Consider the following 17328-nt stretch of genomic DNA (forward strand, 5'->3'; position numbering starts at 1 on the left):
GGAGGCCCCCGCCGTCACGGCGGGGGCCTCCTGCATGATGGGTCCCATGCGCGCTGCCCGGCTGATCAAGATGGTGCTGCTGCTCCAGTCCCGGCCCTCCATGACCGCCGCCGAACTGGCGCGGGAGCTGGAGGTGTCGGAGCGCACGGTCACCCGGGACGCGCAGGCGCTGTCGGAGGCCGGGGTGCCGGTGTACGCGGACCGGGGGCGGATCGGCGGGTACCGGCTGATCGGCGGGTACCGGACGCGGCTGACCGGGCTGGCGCGCGGTGAGGCGGAGGCGCTGTTCCTGTCCGGGGTGCCGGGGGCGCTGCGCGAGATGGGTCTGGAGGACGCGGCCTCGGCGGCCCGGCTGAAGGTGTCGGCGGCGCTGCTGCCCTCCCTGCGGGACGCGTCGCGGACGGCGGCGCAGCGGTTCCACCTGGACGCGCCGAACTGGTTCCGCGAGCCGAGGACGCCCGCGCTGCTGCCGGCGGTCGCGGACGCGGTGTGGGACGACCGGCGGATCACCGCCCGCTACCGGCGCGGCGCGCACGACGCGGAGCGGGAGCTGGAGCCGTACGGGCTCGTGCTCAAGGCGGGCGTCTGGTACCTGTGCGCGCGGGTCTCCGGGCACGGGTCCTTCCGGGTGTACCGGATCGACCGGTTCACGGCCGTGGAGGCGGGTGAGGAGCGTTTCGAGCGGGAGCCGGACTTCGATCTGCCGGCGTTCTGGGAGGAGCGGGCGGAGCAGTTCGCGCGCTCGCTCCTGCGGGCGGAGGTCGTGGTGCGGCTGTCGGCGGAGGGGGTGCGCCGGCTGCCGCACGCCGTGGACCCGCTGTCCGCGCGGGAGGCGCTGGCGCGGGCGGGCGAGCCGGAAGGCGACGGGTGGGTGACGGTGACCCTGCCGGTGGAGTCGGAGGAGGTCGCCCACGCCCAGCTGACCGCGTTGGGGGCGGAGGCGGAGGTGCTGGCGCCGGCGTCCCTGCGGGAGCGGTTCGCGGCGGAGGCGGCGCGGCTGGCGGAGCTGTACGGGCGGTGAAAGGGGGGTGCCCCCTCCGGCCCCCGGGTTCTTCGCCCCCGCGCCCCCTCCCCTCCCGTCCCCGGGGGGCTTCGCCCCCGGACCCCCCTCCGCGCCCGCGCGGCGGAGCCGCGTGTCGACACGGCCCCGCGCCCCCGTGTGCCGTTCCCGCGCCCTGGGGTGCGTCCTGGCGCCGCAGGGTCGATGCTGGACCTCGTGATGGACGAGACGGAGTTCTGGGAGCTGGTGGACACCGCCCGCGAGGACGCCGGAGGCGATCCCGAGGAGCAGGCCGACCTGCTGGTGGAGCGGCTCGCACGGCTGGACCCGGAGGCGGTCCTGGACTTCGCCCGTCACTTCGAGTCCCGCTACCACCGCGCCTACCGCTGGGACCTGTGGGGCGCCGCGTGGCTGCTGCTGGGCGGCGCGAGCGACGACGCCTTCGACTACTTCCGGTGCTGGCTGATCGGCCAGGGCCGGGAGGTGTTCGAGGACGCGCTGCACGACCCGGACGCGCTGGCCGACCTGCTGGACGACTTCGACGAGGAGACCGACGGCGACGGCGAGGAGCTCGGTTACGCGGCGGACGAGGCGTACGAGCAGCTCACCGGTACGGTGGCGCCCGACCTGGACCTGCCCCCGGCCCCCGCGGAGCCGGAGGGCACGCCGTTCGACTTCGAGAACGAGGCCCTGCTCGCCGAAGGCCTGCCCCGGCTCTGGGACCGGTTCCGGTCCTGAGCCGGAGGGCCGCTCACCTCGGGGCCCCCGCGATCCGGCTGTCCTCCTGCTGCGCCTTCTCCTGCCGCTCCCGCCGGTGTCCGGCGTCCGGCGTCCGGCCCTGCAGCTCCGCCGCCATCTCCCTGATCCTCGGCAGTCGGGCCTGCAGGGCGGCGCCCGGACAGCTGGTCATGAAGCCGTCGCTGTGGCCCGCGAGGGCGGGCAGCGTCGCGGTGGTGCCGCTCGCGTACCGGCTGCCGCCGTTGCTGGAGACCAGCTGCACGGCGGATCGCGGGTCGGTGCCGGACAGACCGAGCTTCCAGGCAGCCAGCGCGGCGATCGCGCGTTCCATCGCGGGCGGCACGGGCACCCCGGCGCTGAAGGTGCCGAGCGCGGCCACGCCGGTGCTGCGGTGGTTGAAGCCCAGGGTGTGGGCGCCGGTGACGGGGCGTCCCGGGCCGCCCGCGCGGCCTTCGTAGATGGTGCCGCAGCGGTCGACGAGGAAGTTGTAGCCGATGTCGTCCCAGTCCCGGGCGCTGGTCTGGCCCTCGTAGAGGTTGCGTATGTGGGCGGGGGCCTCGGCGCAGTCGTAGTCGTTGGGCGAGTCGGTGTGGTGGACGAAGACGGCGACGACCTTGTCGTCGTAGCGCGGGGGCGGCTGCGCGCGGCTGGAGTCGCCCACCCAGACCGCTCTCGGCACGATGGGCGGCCGGGGCGCCGTGTGGGCGGCCGTCTTGCGTGCGGGGGCGGCGGCCGGTGTCTCCGCGGCCCGCTCGACGCCGTACGCGCACAGCACCAGGGCGACCGCCGCGGCGATGCCCGGGACGCACCCCAGGAGCACCTTGGCGGTCCTGGGCAGGCCCGCGCGGCCGTTCATGCGGGGTATTCGGGAAGCATGGCGCAGCCGCGCTCCCCTTGGTCTCGTGAGGACACGCATGTCTTCACTGTGGGTCCGGCCGGGCGGGCCCGCGACGTGGCCGTGCCAACCGGTGGACCCGCCGTCCGGTCCGCGGCGGAACCATCGTCCGGGTCCTCGGCGTTCTTCCGGGTACACGCGCGTGCGGCCGCTTCCCGGCGGCCGCGCGCGCGTGGCTGATCACCCGGCCCCTCCCCCCACGTACCGACGGGCCGGTGGTCCCGAGAGAAAGGCGGCGTGCGTGGACCTGCTCGACATCCTGCTGTTGCTGGTCGTCCTGGCCTACGCGGCGTCCGGTTACCGGCGCGGGCTGCTGGCCGGCTGTGTCTCGCTGGCCGGTTTCGTGGGCGGCGCGGTCGTGGGCGTGTGGATCCTGCCGTGGATGATGGACCTGGTGGCGCCGGGGACCACCCGGGCGACGGTGACGGCGGTGCTCACGGTGCTGCTGCCGGCCGTGCTGGGCCACGAGCTGGCGGGGCGGCTGGCGCTCCGGCTGCGGCGGGAGCTGGACCGGGGCCCGCTGCGGGTGGCGGACGGGGTCGGCGGGGCGGTGGCCAACTCGGTGGCCGTGCTGATCGTGGCGTGGGTGGCGGCGAGCGTGCTGGGCGCGTCCTCCTCGTCGCTGGTGACGTCGGCGATCCGGGACTCGCGGCTGCTGGGCGCGGTGCAGGACGTGATGCCGGACACCACCCCGGGCTGGTTCTCCCGGGCCACGTCGGCGCTGACCGAGGCGGGTTTCCCGCAGGTCTTCAACCCGTTCGAGAACGAGTCGACCGCCGAGGTCGCCGCGCCCACCGGCGACAGCGTCACCGCGGCCGCCACCCGGGCCGCGCAGCGCAGCACGGTGAAGGTCGAGGGCGTCACGGGCGCCCAGGGCCGTGAGGGCAGCGGCTTCGTGTACGCGACGGAGCGCGTGATGACCAACGCCCACGTGGTGGCCGGCATCGACGAGCCGACGGTGCGCGTGGGCGGTACGGGACGGACGTACGAGGCGCGGGTGGTGCTCTTCGACCCGCAGAAGGACGTGGCCGTGCTGTACGTGCCGGATCTGCGGGCGCCCGTCCTGGCGTTCGACGACGACGCCGGGCGGGGCGACTCGGCGGTGGTCGCGGGCTACCCGCAGGACGGCGACCTCAACCTGCAGGCGGCGACGGTCGCCGGCCGGCTCCAGGCCCGGGGGCAGAACATCTACAACGACGCGGCGGTCACCCGGGAGATCTACTCGATCCGTTCGACCGTCCGCCCCGGCAACTCCGGCGGCCCGCTGCTGACCACGGACGGCCGGGTGTACGGCGTGGTGTTCGCGCGCTCCACCTCGGACGCGGAGACCGGCTACGTGCTGACGGCGGACGAGGTGGCCGACGACGCCGGGCGCGCGGCGGAGGCGACGGCGCCGGTGGACACCGGGGAGCCGGTGACGTCGTAGTTCTCCTGGCCCCGTACGCCCCGTACACCCCGTCAGACCAGCGGCCGTCCCATCATGACGTCGTCCACGTACTCGCCCCCGACGAAGAACTCCCCCGGCTGCACGCCCTCCACGGCGAAGCCCTCGGACTCGTAGAGCGTGCGGGCGGCGGTGTTGTGGCCGAGCACGCGCAGGGTGATCCGGCGGGCGCCGCGCTTTCGGGCCTCCGCGACGGCGGCCCGCACCAGGGCCCGGCCCACGCCCAGACCGCGCGCCTCCTCGGCGACGGCGAGACCGCGGATCTGCCGTACGTGGGCGTTGGTGGCGAGTTCGGTGGCGAAGCCGAGGCGGACGTACCCCACGATCCGGCCCCCCTGCTCGGCGACGAGATGCTCCCGGGGCCCGGACCGCTCGCCGAAGAAGGAGTCGTGCGCCGGCCGCGGGACCACGGCGTGCACCGTGGACCAGGTCTCCCGGTCGAGGCGGGCCAGCTCCCCCTCGTCGCCGGGGCGGGCGATGCGTATGGACAGCTCGGACATGAGCGCAACTGTACGGCCGCGTCCTGACGCCCCGGCCGTGATTTCCGTGTCGGGAGGGGCAGGATGGACGCCATGGAACGTTCCCGAATCGCGGTGGCCGGTGCGTCCGGGCTCATCGGTGGCGCACTGGCGCGGTCCCTGACGGCGGACGGGCACGAGGTGGTCCGGCTGGTGCGGGGAGCGCCCCGGGCGGCGGGCGAGGTCCGCTGGGACCCGGAGCGCGGGTCGGTGGACGCGGCCGGCCTCGCCGGGTGCGACGCGGTGGTCAATCTGGCGGGCGCCGGGGTCGGCGACCGGCGCTGGACGGCGGCCTACAAGGCGCGGATCAGGGCCAGTCGGGTCGGGGGCACGACCGCGCTCGCCGAGGCCGTCGCCGGGCTGCCCGAGGACGTACGGCCCCGGGTGTTCCTCAACGGCAGCGCGATCGGCTATTACGGCGAGACCGGCGACCGGGCGGTGGACGAGAGCGCGTCACCGGGCGAGGGTTTCCTGCCGGAGCTGTGCGTCGAGTGGGAGGCCGCCGCGGCGCCGGCGCGGGAGGCGGGTGTGCGGACGGTGTTCGCCCGCACCGGTCTGGTGGTGGCGCGCGGGGGCGGGGCGTGGGGCAGGCTCTTCCCGCTGTTCCGGGCCGGTCTCGGCGGCCGGCTGGGCGACGGGCGCCAGTACTGGTCGTTCGTCGCGCTGCACGACGAGGTGGCCGCGCTGCGCCATCTCCTGGACACCGACGGGCTGTCCGGGCCGTTCAACCTGACCGCGCCGCATCCGGCGACCAACCGTGAGATCACCGGGGCGATGGCGCGCGTGCTGCGCCGGCCGGCGGTGTTCGCGGTGCCGGCCCCGGTGCTGCGGACGGTGCTCGGGGAGATGGCCGGGGACGTCCTCGGCAGCGCCCGGGTGCTGCCGGCACGGCTGCTGGAGTCCGGCTTCCGGTTCGCGTTCCCCCGGATCGAGGGGGCGGTCCGGGCGGCGTTGTGAACACGCCCGGGTGACCACGGTCCGACCGGAGCCGGCCCGACTCTGAGCCCTCTGCGACCACATGACACCCATCCGAGGTGCGTATGCGACCGTCGTGCGCCCGTGCTCTGTCCATGCGCGACTGACCGGGTGCTCGACCGCGGCCCTAACCTCGATCCGAACTCGGGTATCCCTGGGGCCTGTTGAGGGCATGACGTCTCCAGCGCCCGCGCAACCTCGAGGAGGGGCACGTGCTTGAGCCCACGTACCAGGCGGACGTCGTCGTCGTGGGGGCCGGGGTCGCCGGACTCTCCGCGGCACGACGACTGACCAGCGCAGGAGTCACCACCGTGGTCCTGGAGGCCGCCCACGAGGTGGGCGGCCGGATGGCGACCGAGAAGGTCGACGGCTTCCGCCTCGACCGGATCGGACGGCTGCTGTCCACGGCGTATTCCGAACTGCGGCCGACCTCGGGCCTCGACGGGCTGGTGCTGCGGCCCTTCGCGCCCGGCGTCCTGCTGCACAGCGACGGGCGGCACCACCGTGCGGGCGTACGGCCGGGCGCGAGGGGCGCACTCCACGCCGTGCGCGCCCTGGCGAGTGCCCCGAGGCCCGGGAGCGGGCCCAGGAGGCCGGTGGCCGTGCCCGGACGGCAGGTGTCCGTGCCCCGCAGCCGCACCGGCGCCCCGCTGGGCACGGCGGTCGACCAGGCCCGTCTGGGCGCCGCGTTCAGCAAGCTCGCGGGCACGCCGGTGGAACGGCTGCTGGCCCGGCCCGAGACGACGGCGGCCGAGGCGCTGCCGGCCCGGGGTCTGCCCGCCCGGACCATCGACGGCTTTCTGCGTCCCCTGCTCGCCGCCCTGCTGTGCGATCCGGATCTCACCACCTCCAGCCGGTGCGCGGATCTGGCGCTGCGGGCGTTCGCGAGCGGGCGGCTGTGCGTGCCGGAGGGCGGCGCCGAGGCGCTGCCGCAGCAGCTGGCGCGGACGCTGCCGCCGGGCACGGTGCACACGGGGGTCCGGGTGACCTCCGTGTCGACGACCTCGGTGACCACCGCGGAACACGGGGAGTTCCGGTGCGGCGCGGTGCTGGTCGCGACCGGGGCGCGGGCCGCCGCCGAGCTGCTGCCCGGACTGCGGGTGCCCGGCTTCCACCCCGTGACGGTGGTGCACCACAGCACCGACGAGGCCCCGGGGACCGGTGCCTCGCTGCTGCTCGACGCCGAGCGGGGCGGGCCGGTCGCGCACACGGCGGTCGTCAGCCGGGTCGACCCGTCCCGGGCCCCGGCCGGACGCACGCTGGTCAGCTCGACGGTCCTGGGTCCGCCCGCGCCGGGGATCGACACGGCCGTGCGCATGCATCTGGCCCGGTTGTACGGCGTGTCGACGGCGCGCTGGGAGACGCTGGGGGTGCACCACACCGCGGAGGCGGTGCCGGCGATGCGGCCGCCGCACGATCTGCGGCGGCCGGTGCGGCTGCTGGCGGGGCTGTACGTGTGCGGTGACCACCGGGACACCGGGACGGTGCAGGGGGCGTTGCACTCGGCGCACCGGGCGGCGGCGGCGATCCTGACGGACCTGGGGGCGAACCGGTCCATGCACACGGCGGATCCGCTGGCGACGGCCCGGGCCGCGTGAGCCGGGGTGGGGCGCGCCCGGTGCTTCACGGGGCGCCCCACGTGGACGCTGTCGCGCGGCCCGGCGTTCCCCGCCGTCGGTGCGGGCCGGGGGGTGTTCGCGCATCCCGGCGCCTGCGGGGCGCCGCCGCGCCCCCTCCCCCGCTCTCGGCTCCCCCATGGGCGGGGGACCCCCAATCGCCCTGGGGGTGCCTCCCAGGGCCTTGAGGCACTGGGGGAGGCACGACTTGCCCGCGGCTGTTCGCGGAGGGCGGGGGCGACGACGGGTGGCCGCGTACGGAAGGAATACGGCAGGAATACGGCAGGAATACGGCAGGAAGGGGACGGGGCGGGGGTGATCGCCCGCAGCGGCCGGCGCGTCCGCGCCCTCGCCTTCCCAGGACACGGGATCCGCGCCGGTCCGAGGACGGACACCCCCGGCCCACCCACCCGCCCACCGCAGGCGCTCCGCCGCCCCCACCGAAGCCGCACAGGCGCCGCAGGCATCCCACCCACCCCGCGCCGCGGGCGCCACGCCCGCACCCCCACCGGACCGGACCCCGCGCCGCGGGCGCCCCCGCGGGCACCGACCGGTTCAGCCGTACGCCGCGACCTTGTCGCGGTACGTGCGGACGGGGGCGGCGTCCCGGTACGGCTCCAGTCTGCGCTCGAAGTCGCGGACGTACTCGACGGCCCGCACCGACCGCATCTCCGCGGCCTGCCCTGCCGCCTCGGCGGCCAGCTGGCACGCCTGGTCCAGCTCCCCCAGACCGAGCCGGGCGGTCGCCAGCACCACCCGGCAGAAGAGCCGGCTCCGGGCGTACCCCGGCGCCCGCAACTGCAGCGACCGCTCCGCGTGCTGCGCGGCGGCCCGGAACTGCTGCAGATCCCGGTGGCAGTGCCCGAACTCGTCGGCGAGCTGCGCCTCGTCGAAGAAGCGCGCCCAGTGCGGGACCTCGTCCCCCGGCCGCGCGGCCTCCAGCGCCCGCTCCGCGCGCACCAGCGCCGCCGTGCAGGCCCGCACCTCCCCCAGCACCCCGTGGCCCCGCGCCTCGGCCGCGTGCAGCAGGGCCTGCACGACCGGCGGGCCGGCCCCGCCCGCCCCCTGCTGGGCGACCCGCGCGAGCTGTACGGCCTCGCGTCCGTGCCCGAGGTAGACGGCCTGCCGGCTCATGGTGACCAGGACGTACGCACCGTAGGGCCGGTCCCCGGCCGCCTGCGCCAGCCGGAGCGCCTGCACGAAGTACCGCTGCGCGAGCCCGTGCGCGGCGATGTCGTACGACGTCCATCCGGCCAGCCGGGTCAGATCCGCGGCGGCCGCGAACAGCCGGCGCCCGGTCTGCTCGCCGTACGTGCCGCGCAGCATCGGCTCGCACTCGTGCTCCAGGTACCGCACGAGGGCCTGGCGGGCGTGTCCGCCGCCGTACGCGTCGTCGAGCGTGCGGAACAGCTCGCCGACCGACCGCAGCGCCGCGATGTCGCCGCCGGTGACCCGGTGCCCCGGACCGCGTTCGGCCGTGACGCGCCGGCGCGCGAGCAGTTCGGCCGGCCGGCCCTGCGACCGGCCCTGCGCCGGAACCCGTACCGGCGGCTCCGCCCGGGCCACCTTCTCGTCCGCCCGCCCGATCAGCCAGTCCCGGCTCGGCACGACCAGCCCCGCCGAGGTGAAGGCGATCTTCCGCAGCTCGGCGTGGCTGCCGGAGTCCTTGCGCCACAGCCCGCTGACGATGTCGACGGCCTCCTCGGGGGTGGCCGCGAACTCCAGCCCCGCGTAGACCGGCGCGCAGGCGTCCAGCCCCAGGTCCTGGGCGGTCAGGCGGCGGCCCAGACGCCGGGTGAAGACCTCGGCGATCAACGCCGGCGTCGTACCCCGGGGCTGCTGTCCGCGCAGCCAGCGGGTGACGGACGTCTTGTCGTATCTCAGGTCGAGCCCGTGTTCGAGACCCAGTTGGTCCACGCGCCGGGCGAGCCCCGCGTTGGAGAACCCCGCTTCTGCGATGAGCGCGGCGAGCTGTCGGTTGGGAGTGCGCTGCGCGGGTCGTTCCGTCATCTGCGGTGCGGTCTCCTGCCTTCCGGCTGGGCGAGGTGCCCGGACTGCCGGTGAGCAGCCCTTATGGACACACGGACGGCGTGAATGTAGCGGAGAGTAAGCACCCGGTCGCAGGCTTCCCCGAGCATTCATCCGATCGTGTGAGGATTGCCCGAAAGCTGACGACCGGTTCCGGCCGGACGGCCGCCGACCGGGACCGTCTCGAACGGTCGTACAGTGGCGTGGGCGCGTTTCGCGCCTGACGACCTTCTAGGGAGGCGCTTGCCGTGAGCGAGTTGCGGTTCGTGCGGATGGGCTTCGGGGCCGAGGCCGTGGACTACCGGGTGGCCTGGGACGAGCAACGCCGGGTGCACGCGGCGCGGTTCGCCGACGAGGTGCCCGACACCGTGATCCTCCTGGAGCACCCCCCGGTCTACACGGCCGGCCGCCGCACCGCGGACAGCGAGCGCCCCCTCGACGGCACCCCGGTCATCGACGTGGACCGCGGCGGAAAGATCACCTGGCACGGCCCCGGCCAGCTGGTGGGCTACCCGATCCAGAAGCTGCCCCGCCCGGTGGACGTGGTCGCGCACGTGCGGCGCCTGGAGGAGGCCCTGATCCGCGCCTGCGCGGAGTTCGGCCTGGAGACCACCCGGGTCGAGGGCCGCAGCGGCGTCTGGGTCCTCGGCGACCCGGTGGAGCGGCGCCCCGCGCTCGGCGGACTCTCCCTGGACTTCGACCCCCGGCTCACCGACGACGAGTTCGACCCCCGCCTCGACGGCCCGGAGTACGCGCCCTCCAACGCCGGCCAGCGCCGCGAGGACCGCAAGATCGCCGCGATCGGCATCCGAGTGGCCAAGGGGGTCACGATGCACGGCTTCGCGCTGAACGTGAACCCCGACAACAAGTGGTTCGACAAGATCATCCCGTGCGGCATCCGCGACGCCGGCGTCGCCTCCCTGGCCAACGAGCTGGGCCGCGACATCACGATCGCCGAGGTGCTCCCCGTCGTGGAGCGCCACCTCCGGGACGTCCTGGAGAACGCGGACCTGAGGCCCCGGGTCATCGAGAAGACGCCGGCGTAGCACCAGCCGGTCCGGCGCGTGAGGACCCGAGGGCAGCCGCCCCCGGCAAGGCCAGCACCGACGCCGACCAACAAATCAACGGGCGTACCCTGAAGAACGCCGAAGAATCAATCGCTAGGGAGCCGGTCGTGTCCGCAGTCGCACCCGACGGACGCAAGATGCTGCGCCTGGAGGTCCGCAACAGCCAGACCCCCATCGAGCGCAAGCCCGAGTGGATCAAGACCCGGGCGAAAATGGGCCCCGAATACTCCAAGATGCAGAACCTCGTCAAGAGCGAGGGTCTGCACACGGTCTGCCAGGAAGCCGGCTGTCCCAACATCTACGAGTGCTGGGAGGACCGCGAGGCGACCTTCCTCATCGGCGGCGACCAGTGCACCCGGCGCTGCGACTTCTGCCAGATCGACACCGGCAAGCCCGAGGCCCTCGACCGTGACGAGCCGCGCCGCGTGGGCGAGTCGGTCGTCACCATGGACCTGAACTACGCCACCATCACCGGCGTCGCCCGCGACGACCTGGAGGACGGCGGCGCCTGGCTGTACGCCGAGACCGTGCGCCAGATCCACGCGCAGACGGCGGACCGCGCGGACGGCCGCACCAAGGTCGAACTGCTCGCCCCCGACTTCAACGCGGTCCCCGAGCAGCTGGAGGAGGTCTTCTCCTCCCGCCCCGAGGTGTTCGCGCACAACGTCGAGACGGTGCCCCGGATCTTCAAGCGGATCCGCCCCGGCTTCCGCTACGACCGCTCCCTGAAGGTCATCACCGACGCCCGCGACCACGGTCTGGTCACCAAGTCCAACCTGATCCTCGGCATGGGCGAGACCCGCGAGGAGGTCAGCGAGGCGCTGCGGCAACTGCACGACGCCGGCTGCGAGCTGGTCACCATCACGCAGTACCTGCGGCCCTCCGTGCGCCACCACCCCGTGGAGCGCTGGGTGAAGCCGCAGGAGTTCGTGGAGCTGAAGGAGGAGGCCGAGCAGATCGGCTTCTCCGGTGTGATGTCCGGCCCGCTGGTCCGCTCCTCCTACCGCGCCGGCCGCCTCTACCGGATGGCGGTCGAGCTGCGTGAATCAGCTGCTCCGCAGCGGGGCGGCGCGTACGTGGCCTCCCAGGCCGTCTGACCTCGCCCGGAGCCGTCCGGCGGCACACCGCCGACGGCGTGTGAATTCACGCACAAGGCCCTACCTGCCGGTAGTGGCCGAGACGACGCGGTCCCGACCGTCCTCGCAGATGAGGGCACAGGTCGGGGCCGCGTCGGCGTTCCGGCCCCTCCCGCCGAGGCTTCATGCCTGTTTGACCGGTCGGTCACGTCCTGGTAACACCAGTCAGTGAGCCTGGAATCACAGCACGTACCCCCCTACCCGTCGGCACCGAGGGAGACCTCCACCATGCAGGCCGCGCCCGTCCGCGCCACCGCCATCCCGTCCTTCACCACCGCACTGCGCGCCGTCGAGTCGCTGCTGATGAGCGGGGGCCAGCGCACCGCCCGCCGCAACGCCTGGACCTCGGTACTGGAGGACCGCCGCCGCGCCAAGGACCGGATCGAGGCTCAGCGCGTCCTCGACCAGACCCTGACCGCTCCTTCCCTGACGATCCGCCCCTGACCCATCGCCCCCGGCGGGGACACGTAGACTTCATGGCATGGCGAGGAAGGAAACCGCAGCGGACGCTGCGAACCCCGGGCGACTGAAGCAGATCGCCCTGACCTACAAGATGACCCGCAGGGCCGACAAGAAGATCGGTCTTGTACTCGCGGCTGTCGGAATCGTCACCTTCGGTGTCTTCCTCGCGATCGGTTTCTTGATCGGGCACCCCATCTATCTCGGCATCCTGGGCTTCCTGCTCGCCTTCCTCGCGACGGCGATCGTGTTCGGGCGCCGGGCCGAGCGGGCCGCCTTCGGGCAGATGGAGGGACAGCCGGGCGCCGCCGCGGCCGTGCTCGACAACATCGGCCGGGGCTGGACGACGACCCCCGCGGTGGCGATGAACCGCAACCAGGACGTGGTGCACCGCGCGGTCGGCAAGGCCGGCATCGTGCTGGTCGCCGAGGGCAACCCGAACCGGGTGAAGAGCCTGCTGGCCGCCGAGAAGAAGAAGATGAACCGCATCGTCGCGGACGTCCCGGTGCACGACCTGATCGTGGGCACCGGCGAGGGCCAGGTCGAGCTGAAGAAGGTCCGCACGACCATGCTCAAGCTTCCCCGCGTGCTCACCGGCCCGCAGGTCACCGCGACCAACGACCGACTGCGCGCCCTGGGCGACCTGATGAGCAACATGCCGCTGCCGAAGGGGCCCATGCCCAAGGGCATGCGACTGCCGAAGGGCGGCGGGCCCAGGGGCCGCTGACCCGCTCCTTCCACTACGACGACGGGGCGCCGGAATCACTTCCGGCGCCCCGTCGTCGTCTCCCGTCGCCCCTCGGGGCGGGTGTCAGATGCGCACCTCGACCGTGCGGGCCAGCCGGTCGTGCAGACCGCGGCCGTCGCGGTCCCAGACGAGGGCGGGGACGGCGAGGCACAGCAGCACGGAGCGCACCAGGGCGCGCAGCGGCTGGACCCGGCCGGTCCCGAGGGCGACCACCCGCAGCCCGAACAGGCGCTTGCCGGGCGTGGAGCCGACCGTGCCGACGGTGAGGACGCTCAGCACGAGGAACACCAGCAGCGCCCAGTTGCCGGTCGTCTGTCCCCGGTAGCCCTCGGTGATCAGGCCGTATGCGATCAGGACGCACAGGCCCCAGTCCACGGCGAGGGCGCCGAGCCTGCGGCCGGGGCGTGCGATCGATCCCGGTCCGTCCTCCGGCAGCCCCAGCTGCTCACCCCGGTAGCCGAACTCGGCACCGGCGTCCTCCAGGGCCGCGCGGGGCCCGGAGAGCCATGATCCGATTGCTTGCCTGTTGTCCACCCGTCCACGGTACTGCGCCCGGATATGACCACAGGACGGAGGGGTGCGTCGGGGCTACCGTGGGAGGGGGCCCGGTTAACTTGTGCGAAACAAATGGGTCACGCCGGAGAAATGACCCGTCCCTAGGGTCGAGGCGAGCGTGTGCCACCCGCACTGGCCACACGAACGGTCTACCACCCCGGCGGGACGGTCGGGAGTAGGAGGAGCTGGATGTTCCAGAACGCCGACGACGCCAAGAAGTACCTCGCGGACGAGGACGTCAAGTTCATCGACGTCCGGTTCTGCGACCTCCCGGGTGTGATGCAGCACGTCACGATCCCTGCCGAGGCGTTCGACCCGGACGAGGAGCTGGCGTTCGACGGATCGTCGATCCGCGGCTTCCAGGCCATCCACGAGTCCGACATGTCGCTGCGCGCGGACCTGTCGACCGCCCGGATCGACCCGTTCCGCCGTGACAAGACGCTGAACATCAACTTCTTCATCCACGACCCGATCACGGGCGAGCAGTACTCCCGCGACCCGCGCAACGTGGCCAGGAAGGCCGAGGCGTACCTGGCCTCCACCGGGATCGCGGACACCGCGTACTTCGGCCCCGAGGCCGAGTTCTACGTCTTCGACAGCGTCCGCTTCAAGACCTCCGAGAACGAGTCCTTCTACCACATCGACTCCGAGGCGGGCGCCTGGAACACCGGTGCGCTGGAGGACAACCGCGGTTACAAGGTCCGCTACAAGGGCGGCTACTTCCCGGTCCCGCCGGTCGACCACTTCGCCGACCTGCGCGCCGAGATGTCCCTGGAGCTGGCCAAGGCCGGCCTGAAGGTCGAGCGCCAGCACCACGAGGTGGGCACCGCCGGCCAGGCCGAGATCAACTACAGGTTCAACACCCTGCTCGCCGCCGCGGACGACCTGCAGCTCTTCAAGTACATCGTGAAGAACGTCGCCTGGCGCAACGGCAAGACCGCGACCTTCATGCCGAAGCCGATCTTCGGTGACAACGGCTCCGGCATGCACGTCCACCAGTCGCTGTGGGCGGGCGGCGAGCCGCTCTTCTACGACGAGCAGGGCTACGCCGGCCTGTCGGACACGGCCCGCTACTACATCGGCGGCATCCTCAAGCACGCCCCGTCGCTGCTGGCCTTCACCAACCCGACGGTGAACTCGTACCACCGCCTGGTGCCGGGCTTCGAGGCCCCGGTGAACCTGGTGTACTCGCAGCGCAACCGTTCCGCCGCGATGCGCATCCCGATCACCGGCTCCAACCCGAAGGCCAAGCGCGTCGAGTTCCGCGCCCCGGACGCCTCCGGCAACCCGTACCTGGCCTTCTCGGCGCTGCTGCTGGCCGGTCTGGACGGCGTCAAGAACAAGATCGAGCCGGCCGAGCCGATCGACAAGGACCTCTACGAGCTGGCTCCCGAGGAGCACGCGAACGTGGCCCAGGTCCCGACCTCCCTCGGCGCGGTCCTCGACCGCCTCGAGGCCGACCACGAGTTCCTCCTCCAGGGCGACGTCTTCACGCCGGACCTGATCGAGACGTGGATCGACTTCAAGCGCCAGAACGAGATCGCCCCGCTCCAGCTCCGCCCGCACCCGCACGAGTTCGAGCTCTACTTCGACGTGTAAAGAGCGAGGTCGCGACGGCGAAGGCCGTCACCCCGGGTCCGGGGTGACGGCCTTCGCCGTTCCCCCGGCGGCGGTCCGGCCGGGGGGCTGTCAGCGGGGCACCGCACAATGACGCCATGTCATACACCGACGCGTTCCGCGCCTTCGCCTCCCGGCACGGCGTCTCCAGTGACGCCATCACCCGGATCATGTGGATCATGCAGCCGTCCTTCCACGTGTACCCGGCCGATGACGACATGGTCGAGCCCGAGGACCTCGTAGTGGGTTACGTGGGCGGACTGCCGGAGCTGCCCCCGGACGCCGAGTGGGATCCGGGACACTGCTTCGTCGCGGATCTCGACCTCTCCGCGCTGCCGAGGCAGCCGCTGGACGACGGCCTCCCGCGCGAGGGGCACCTGCTGTTCTTCGCCTCCGCCGACTACGGCTTCACGCACTTCCACGAGCACGGGGAACACGACGTGCAGGTGCTCCACGTCCCGTCGGGCACCGAGACGGCCGTGCGCCCGGTGCCCGTGGGGGAGGGGTTGGACGGCGAACGGTACGAGCTGGAGCCGCTGAAGCGGCGGGTGCTGACCTGCGAACCCGGCACGTCGTGGGACGTGCTCGGCTGGATGTGGGACCCCGAGGACCCCGAGGACCCCGAGGAGGAGGGTCCCGAGGCAGCGGACCGGTTGCCGTCCCTGCCGGACGGCCTCGACGACGGCGAGAGGGAACGGATCGGCCCCGTCGTGGCCGCTGTCCGGGAGTACGCCGAGCGGACCGGGACCGTCCCGCGCGTGCGGCGCAACGGCGGGCTGCGCGGGGTGGAGTTCAATCCGGACGACCGGGCCTTCTACGACGCGGAGTTCCTGAGAAAGTGCGAAGAGGCCGTGGTCGTCTGCCGGGACGCCCCCGAGAGGTTCGAGGAACTGTACGCCCGGGCCATGGCGGAGGCTTCGGCCAAGGAGGGAGGCCCCTGGCTGAACCTCATGGAGCTCGCCGAGGGCGACATCCTCGGCACGGGCGACGGCACGCTGGGCTGGATCATCAACCGCGACGACCTGTCGGCACGGCGCTTCGACCGTGTCCGGCTGACGTACAGCCGCTGACCGGGGATCCGGGCGAGGAGGTCGGTGTGTCGGACACCGGTGAGGAGACGGCCGTGGTCCGTTCCGGGACGGACGGCGGGACGGACGGCGTCGAGGGCCGTGGCGTGCCGCGGGGACGCCGGAGGCTGCGCCGGCTGCGCCGGCTCGCGGCCGTACTGGTGAGCCTCTGCGCCCTGCTGGGGGCGGTGCGGCTGGTCTCGCCCGCCACCGCGGGACCGGACACCGAACCACCCGGGGTCGAGAGGCAGTTGGCGTTCCTGCGGGAGGCGCTGGACGACGGGGCCGGTGACGAGGCGCAGGCCGTGTTCCCCGAGGGCCACTTCTTCCTGCACGTGCTCTACGGCCTGAGCTGGGTCGAGCTCGGCATGCGCGCCCCCGCCGACGAGCGGTCGACGGCACTGCGGGAGGCCCGGTGGGCGCTTCGGCAACTGGACTCCCCGGCGGGCCGGGCCCCCTTCAGCCCGGAGCTCACCCCGCCGTACGGCGTCTTCCACCGCGGATGGAGCAACTGGCTGCGCGGCGGGGTGCTGGGCCTCCAGCCGGCCGGGCAGCGCGATGCCGTCGAGGCGCGCCGGTTCGCCCGCGACTCGGCCGAGCTCGGCGCGGCGTTCGACGCCTCGTCCTCGCCGTACCTGGAGGCGTACCCCGGTCAGGCGTGGCCGGTGGACTCGACCGTGGCGGTCGCGTCGCTGCGGCTGCACGACCGTCTGCTGCCGGACCGGTTCGGCCCCACCGTCCGGCGGTGGTTGCGGGAGTCGCGCGAGCGGCTCGATCCGCGCACCGGACTGCTGCCGCACCGGGCCGACCCGGTCACCGGGGAGCCGGCCGAAGTGGCCCGGGGCACCTCGCAGAGCCTCATCCAGCGCTTCCTGCTCGACATCGACCCCGCCTTCGCCGCCGGACAGTACTCCCGCTTCCGCGACCTGTACCTCACCACACCGCTCGGTCTCGGGCCGGCGGTGCGGGAGTACCCGGACGGCACGGACGGACCGGCCGACGTCGACTCCGGTCCGCTTCCGCTCGGGGTGAGCCTGTCGGCGAGCGTCGTCACCATCGGCGCGGCCCAGGTCCACGGCGACGCCCGGCTCGCCGGCGCGCTCGCGGGCGTCAGCGAACTGGCGGGCGTCCCGGTCGGCACTCCGTGGACCAAGCGGTACGCCTTCGGTCTGCTCCCGGTCGGCGACGCGTTCCTGGCCTGGTCGAAGACCGCCCGGCCGTGGGTGGCCCGGACGCCGTCCCCGCCGCCTGCGGCCGTTCCGGCGTGGTGGCGCGTCCCGCTGCTGTCGCTCCTGACGCTGTTCGGCGTCCTGCCCTGGCTGCCCGCCCTGACACGACGCCTGCGGGACCGACGGCGAACCCGGCCCCGCACCCTGCCGGACGCCCGTCCCGGGAACGGAACGGAGCCGTGAGCCCTCCGCCTCCCCGCTGCCGTCGTGTGTCCGGAAAGCTTCCCTCTCCGCGC

At 73.6% G+C, this 17328-nt stretch carries 16 protein-coding genes; 12 read left to right on the forward strand and 4 right to left on the reverse strand.

What is annotated here, in order from left to right; all coding sequences use genetic code 11:
- Window positions 1-46: 46 nt before the first annotated feature.
- Both ACZ8ZB_RS09745 and ACZ8ZB_RS09750 read left to right on the forward strand, forming a co-directional pair.
- On the forward strand, window positions 47-1021 hold the full coding sequence (locus ACZ8ZB_RS09745) for a helix-turn-helix transcriptional regulator (protein ID WP_470737303.1): 975 nt from the start codon (window positions 47-49) through the stop codon (window positions 1019-1021).
- Between the two features lie 198 nt (window positions 1022-1219).
- Complete coding sequence (locus tag ACZ8ZB_RS09750) at window positions 1220-1738, forward strand: DUF4240 domain-containing protein (RefSeq protein WP_470741453.1); 519 nt, start codon at window positions 1220-1222, stop codon at window positions 1736-1738.
- 13 nt (window positions 1739-1751) lie between these two features.
- Here ACZ8ZB_RS09750 and ACZ8ZB_RS09755 read toward each other — a convergent pair whose 3' ends face one another.
- Entirely contained in the window at window positions 1752-2594 is an 843-nt protein-coding gene (locus ACZ8ZB_RS09755) for a peptidoglycan recognition protein family protein (protein WP_470737304.1), read from the reverse strand.
- A 280-nt stretch (window positions 2595-2874) separates the two neighbouring features.
- Here ACZ8ZB_RS09755 and ACZ8ZB_RS09760 point away from each other — a divergent pair, with 280 nt between their 5' ends.
- Complete coding sequence (locus ACZ8ZB_RS09760; RefSeq protein WP_470737305.1) at window positions 2875-4059, forward strand: MarP family serine protease; 1185 nt, start codon at window positions 2875-2877, stop codon at window positions 4057-4059.
- Between the two features lie 32 nt (window positions 4060-4091).
- Here the strand turns inward: ACZ8ZB_RS09760 and ACZ8ZB_RS09765 are convergent, their stop codons facing one another.
- Window positions 4092-4577: a GNAT family N-acetyltransferase gene (locus tag ACZ8ZB_RS09765; protein ID WP_470737306.1), complete on the reverse strand. Its 486-nt coding sequence runs from the start codon at window positions 4575-4577 to the stop codon at window positions 4092-4094.
- Window positions 4578-4649: 72 nt separating this feature from the next.
- Here ACZ8ZB_RS09765 and ACZ8ZB_RS09770 point away from each other — a divergent pair, with 72 nt between their 5' ends.
- Window positions 4650-5552, forward strand: coding sequence for a TIGR01777 family oxidoreductase (locus ACZ8ZB_RS09770; protein ID WP_470737307.1), 903 nt, complete (start codon window positions 4650-4652; stop codon window positions 5550-5552).
- A gap of 230 nt (window positions 5553-5782) precedes the next feature.
- Window positions 5783-7168 carry an NAD(P)/FAD-dependent oxidoreductase gene (locus tag ACZ8ZB_RS09775; RefSeq protein ID WP_470737308.1) on the forward strand — a complete coding sequence of 462 codons (1386 nt, stop codon included), beginning with the start codon at window positions 5783-5785 and terminating at the stop codon, window positions 7166-7168.
- Between the two features lie 573 nt (window positions 7169-7741).
- On the opposite strand, the gene ACZ8ZB_RS09780 is transcribed toward ACZ8ZB_RS09775, so the two are convergent.
- Window positions 7742-9196, reverse strand: coding sequence for a regulator (locus tag ACZ8ZB_RS09780; protein ID WP_470737309.1), 1455 nt, complete (start codon window positions 9194-9196; stop codon window positions 7742-7744).
- A gap of 266 nt (window positions 9197-9462) precedes the next feature.
- Between ACZ8ZB_RS09780 and lipB the strand changes: the two genes are divergently transcribed.
- The 4 genes from lipB (at window position 9463) to ACZ8ZB_RS09800 (ending at window position 12603) form a co-directional block, all read left to right on the forward strand.
- Window positions 9463-10260, forward strand: coding sequence for a lipoyl(octanoyl) transferase LipB (gene lipB / locus ACZ8ZB_RS09785; RefSeq protein ID WP_470737310.1), 798 nt, complete (start codon window positions 9463-9465; stop codon window positions 10258-10260).
- Window positions 10261-10388: 128 nt separating this feature from the next.
- Entirely contained in the window at window positions 10389-11378 is a 990-nt protein-coding gene (lipA, locus tag ACZ8ZB_RS09790) for a lipoyl synthase (RefSeq protein ID WP_470737311.1), read from the forward strand.
- 267 nt (window positions 11379-11645) lie between these two features.
- The gene (locus ACZ8ZB_RS09795; protein ID WP_470737312.1) at window positions 11646-11861 is read left to right on the forward strand and encodes an SCO2195 family GlnR-regulated protein; all 216 of its coding nucleotides are present in this window, start codon (window positions 11646-11648) and stop codon (window positions 11859-11861) included.
- A 37-nt stretch (window positions 11862-11898) separates the two neighbouring features.
- The gene (locus ACZ8ZB_RS09800; protein WP_351999195.1) at window positions 11899-12603 is read left to right on the forward strand and encodes a DUF4191 domain-containing protein; all 705 of its coding nucleotides are present in this window, start codon (window positions 11899-11901) and stop codon (window positions 12601-12603) included.
- 84 nt (window positions 12604-12687) lie between these two features.
- Here the strand turns inward: ACZ8ZB_RS09800 and ACZ8ZB_RS09805 are convergent, their stop codons facing one another.
- Window positions 12688-13158, reverse strand: a complete 471-nt coding sequence (locus tag ACZ8ZB_RS09805; RefSeq protein ID WP_470737313.1) for an RDD family protein — start codon at window positions 13156-13158, stop codon at window positions 12688-12690.
- Between the two features lie 210 nt (window positions 13159-13368).
- Between ACZ8ZB_RS09805 and glnA the strand changes: the two genes are divergently transcribed.
- From glnA to ACZ8ZB_RS09820, 3 genes are all read left to right on the forward strand, one after another.
- The gene (gene glnA, locus ACZ8ZB_RS09810; protein ID WP_470737314.1) at window positions 13369-14778 is read left to right on the forward strand and encodes a type I glutamate--ammonia ligase; all 1410 of its coding nucleotides are present in this window, start codon (window positions 13369-13371) and stop codon (window positions 14776-14778) included.
- Window positions 14779-14894: 116 nt separating this feature from the next.
- Window positions 14895-15866 (forward strand): DUF1963 domain-containing protein, encoded by a 972-nt coding sequence (locus tag ACZ8ZB_RS09815; protein ID WP_470737315.1) that lies wholly within the window; start codon window positions 14895-14897, stop codon window positions 15864-15866.
- Window positions 15867-15892: 26 nt separating this feature from the next.
- Complete coding sequence (locus ACZ8ZB_RS09820; RefSeq protein WP_470737316.1) at window positions 15893-17275, forward strand: hypothetical protein; 1383 nt, start codon at window positions 15893-15895, stop codon at window positions 17273-17275.
- The last annotated feature ends 53 nt before the right edge of the window (window positions 17276-17328 follow it).

It is taken from the genome of Streptomyces sp. 12E, from assembly GCF_055633275.1.

Coding starts and splice junctions, on each gene's coding strand:
- ACZ8ZB_RS09800 (WP_351999195.1), top strand. CDS start 11,899: ATGGCGAGGAAGGAAACCGCAGCGGACGCTGCGAACCCCGGGCGACTG.
- ACZ8ZB_RS09745 (WP_470737303.1), top strand. CDS start 47: ATGCGCGCTGCCCGGCTGATCAAGATGGTGCTGCTGCTCCAGTCCCGG.
- ACZ8ZB_RS09780 (WP_470737309.1), bottom strand. CDS start 9,196: ATGACGGAACGACCCGCGCAGCGCACTCCCAACCGACAGCTCGCCGCG.
- ACZ8ZB_RS09795 (WP_470737312.1), top strand. CDS start 11,646: ATGCAGGCCGCGCCCGTCCGCGCCACCGCCATCCCGTCCTTCACCACC.
- ACZ8ZB_RS09750 (WP_470741453.1), top strand. CDS start 1,220: ATGGACGAGACGGAGTTCTGGGAGCTGGTGGACACCGCCCGCGAGGAC.
- ACZ8ZB_RS09765 (WP_470737306.1), bottom strand. CDS start 4,577: ATGTCCGAGCTGTCCATACGCATCGCCCGCCCCGGCGACGAGGGGGAG.
- ACZ8ZB_RS09770 (WP_470737307.1), top strand. CDS start 4,650: ATGGAACGTTCCCGAATCGCGGTGGCCGGTGCGTCCGGGCTCATCGGT.
- ACZ8ZB_RS09815 (WP_470737315.1), top strand. CDS start 14,895: ATGTCATACACCGACGCGTTCCGCGCCTTCGCCTCCCGGCACGGCGTC.
- glnA (WP_470737314.1), top strand. CDS start 13,369: ATGTTCCAGAACGCCGACGACGCCAAGAAGTACCTCGCGGACGAGGAC.
- ACZ8ZB_RS09755 (WP_470737304.1), bottom strand. CDS start 2,594: ATGAACGGCCGCGCGGGCCTGCCCAGGACCGCCAAGGTGCTCCTGGGG.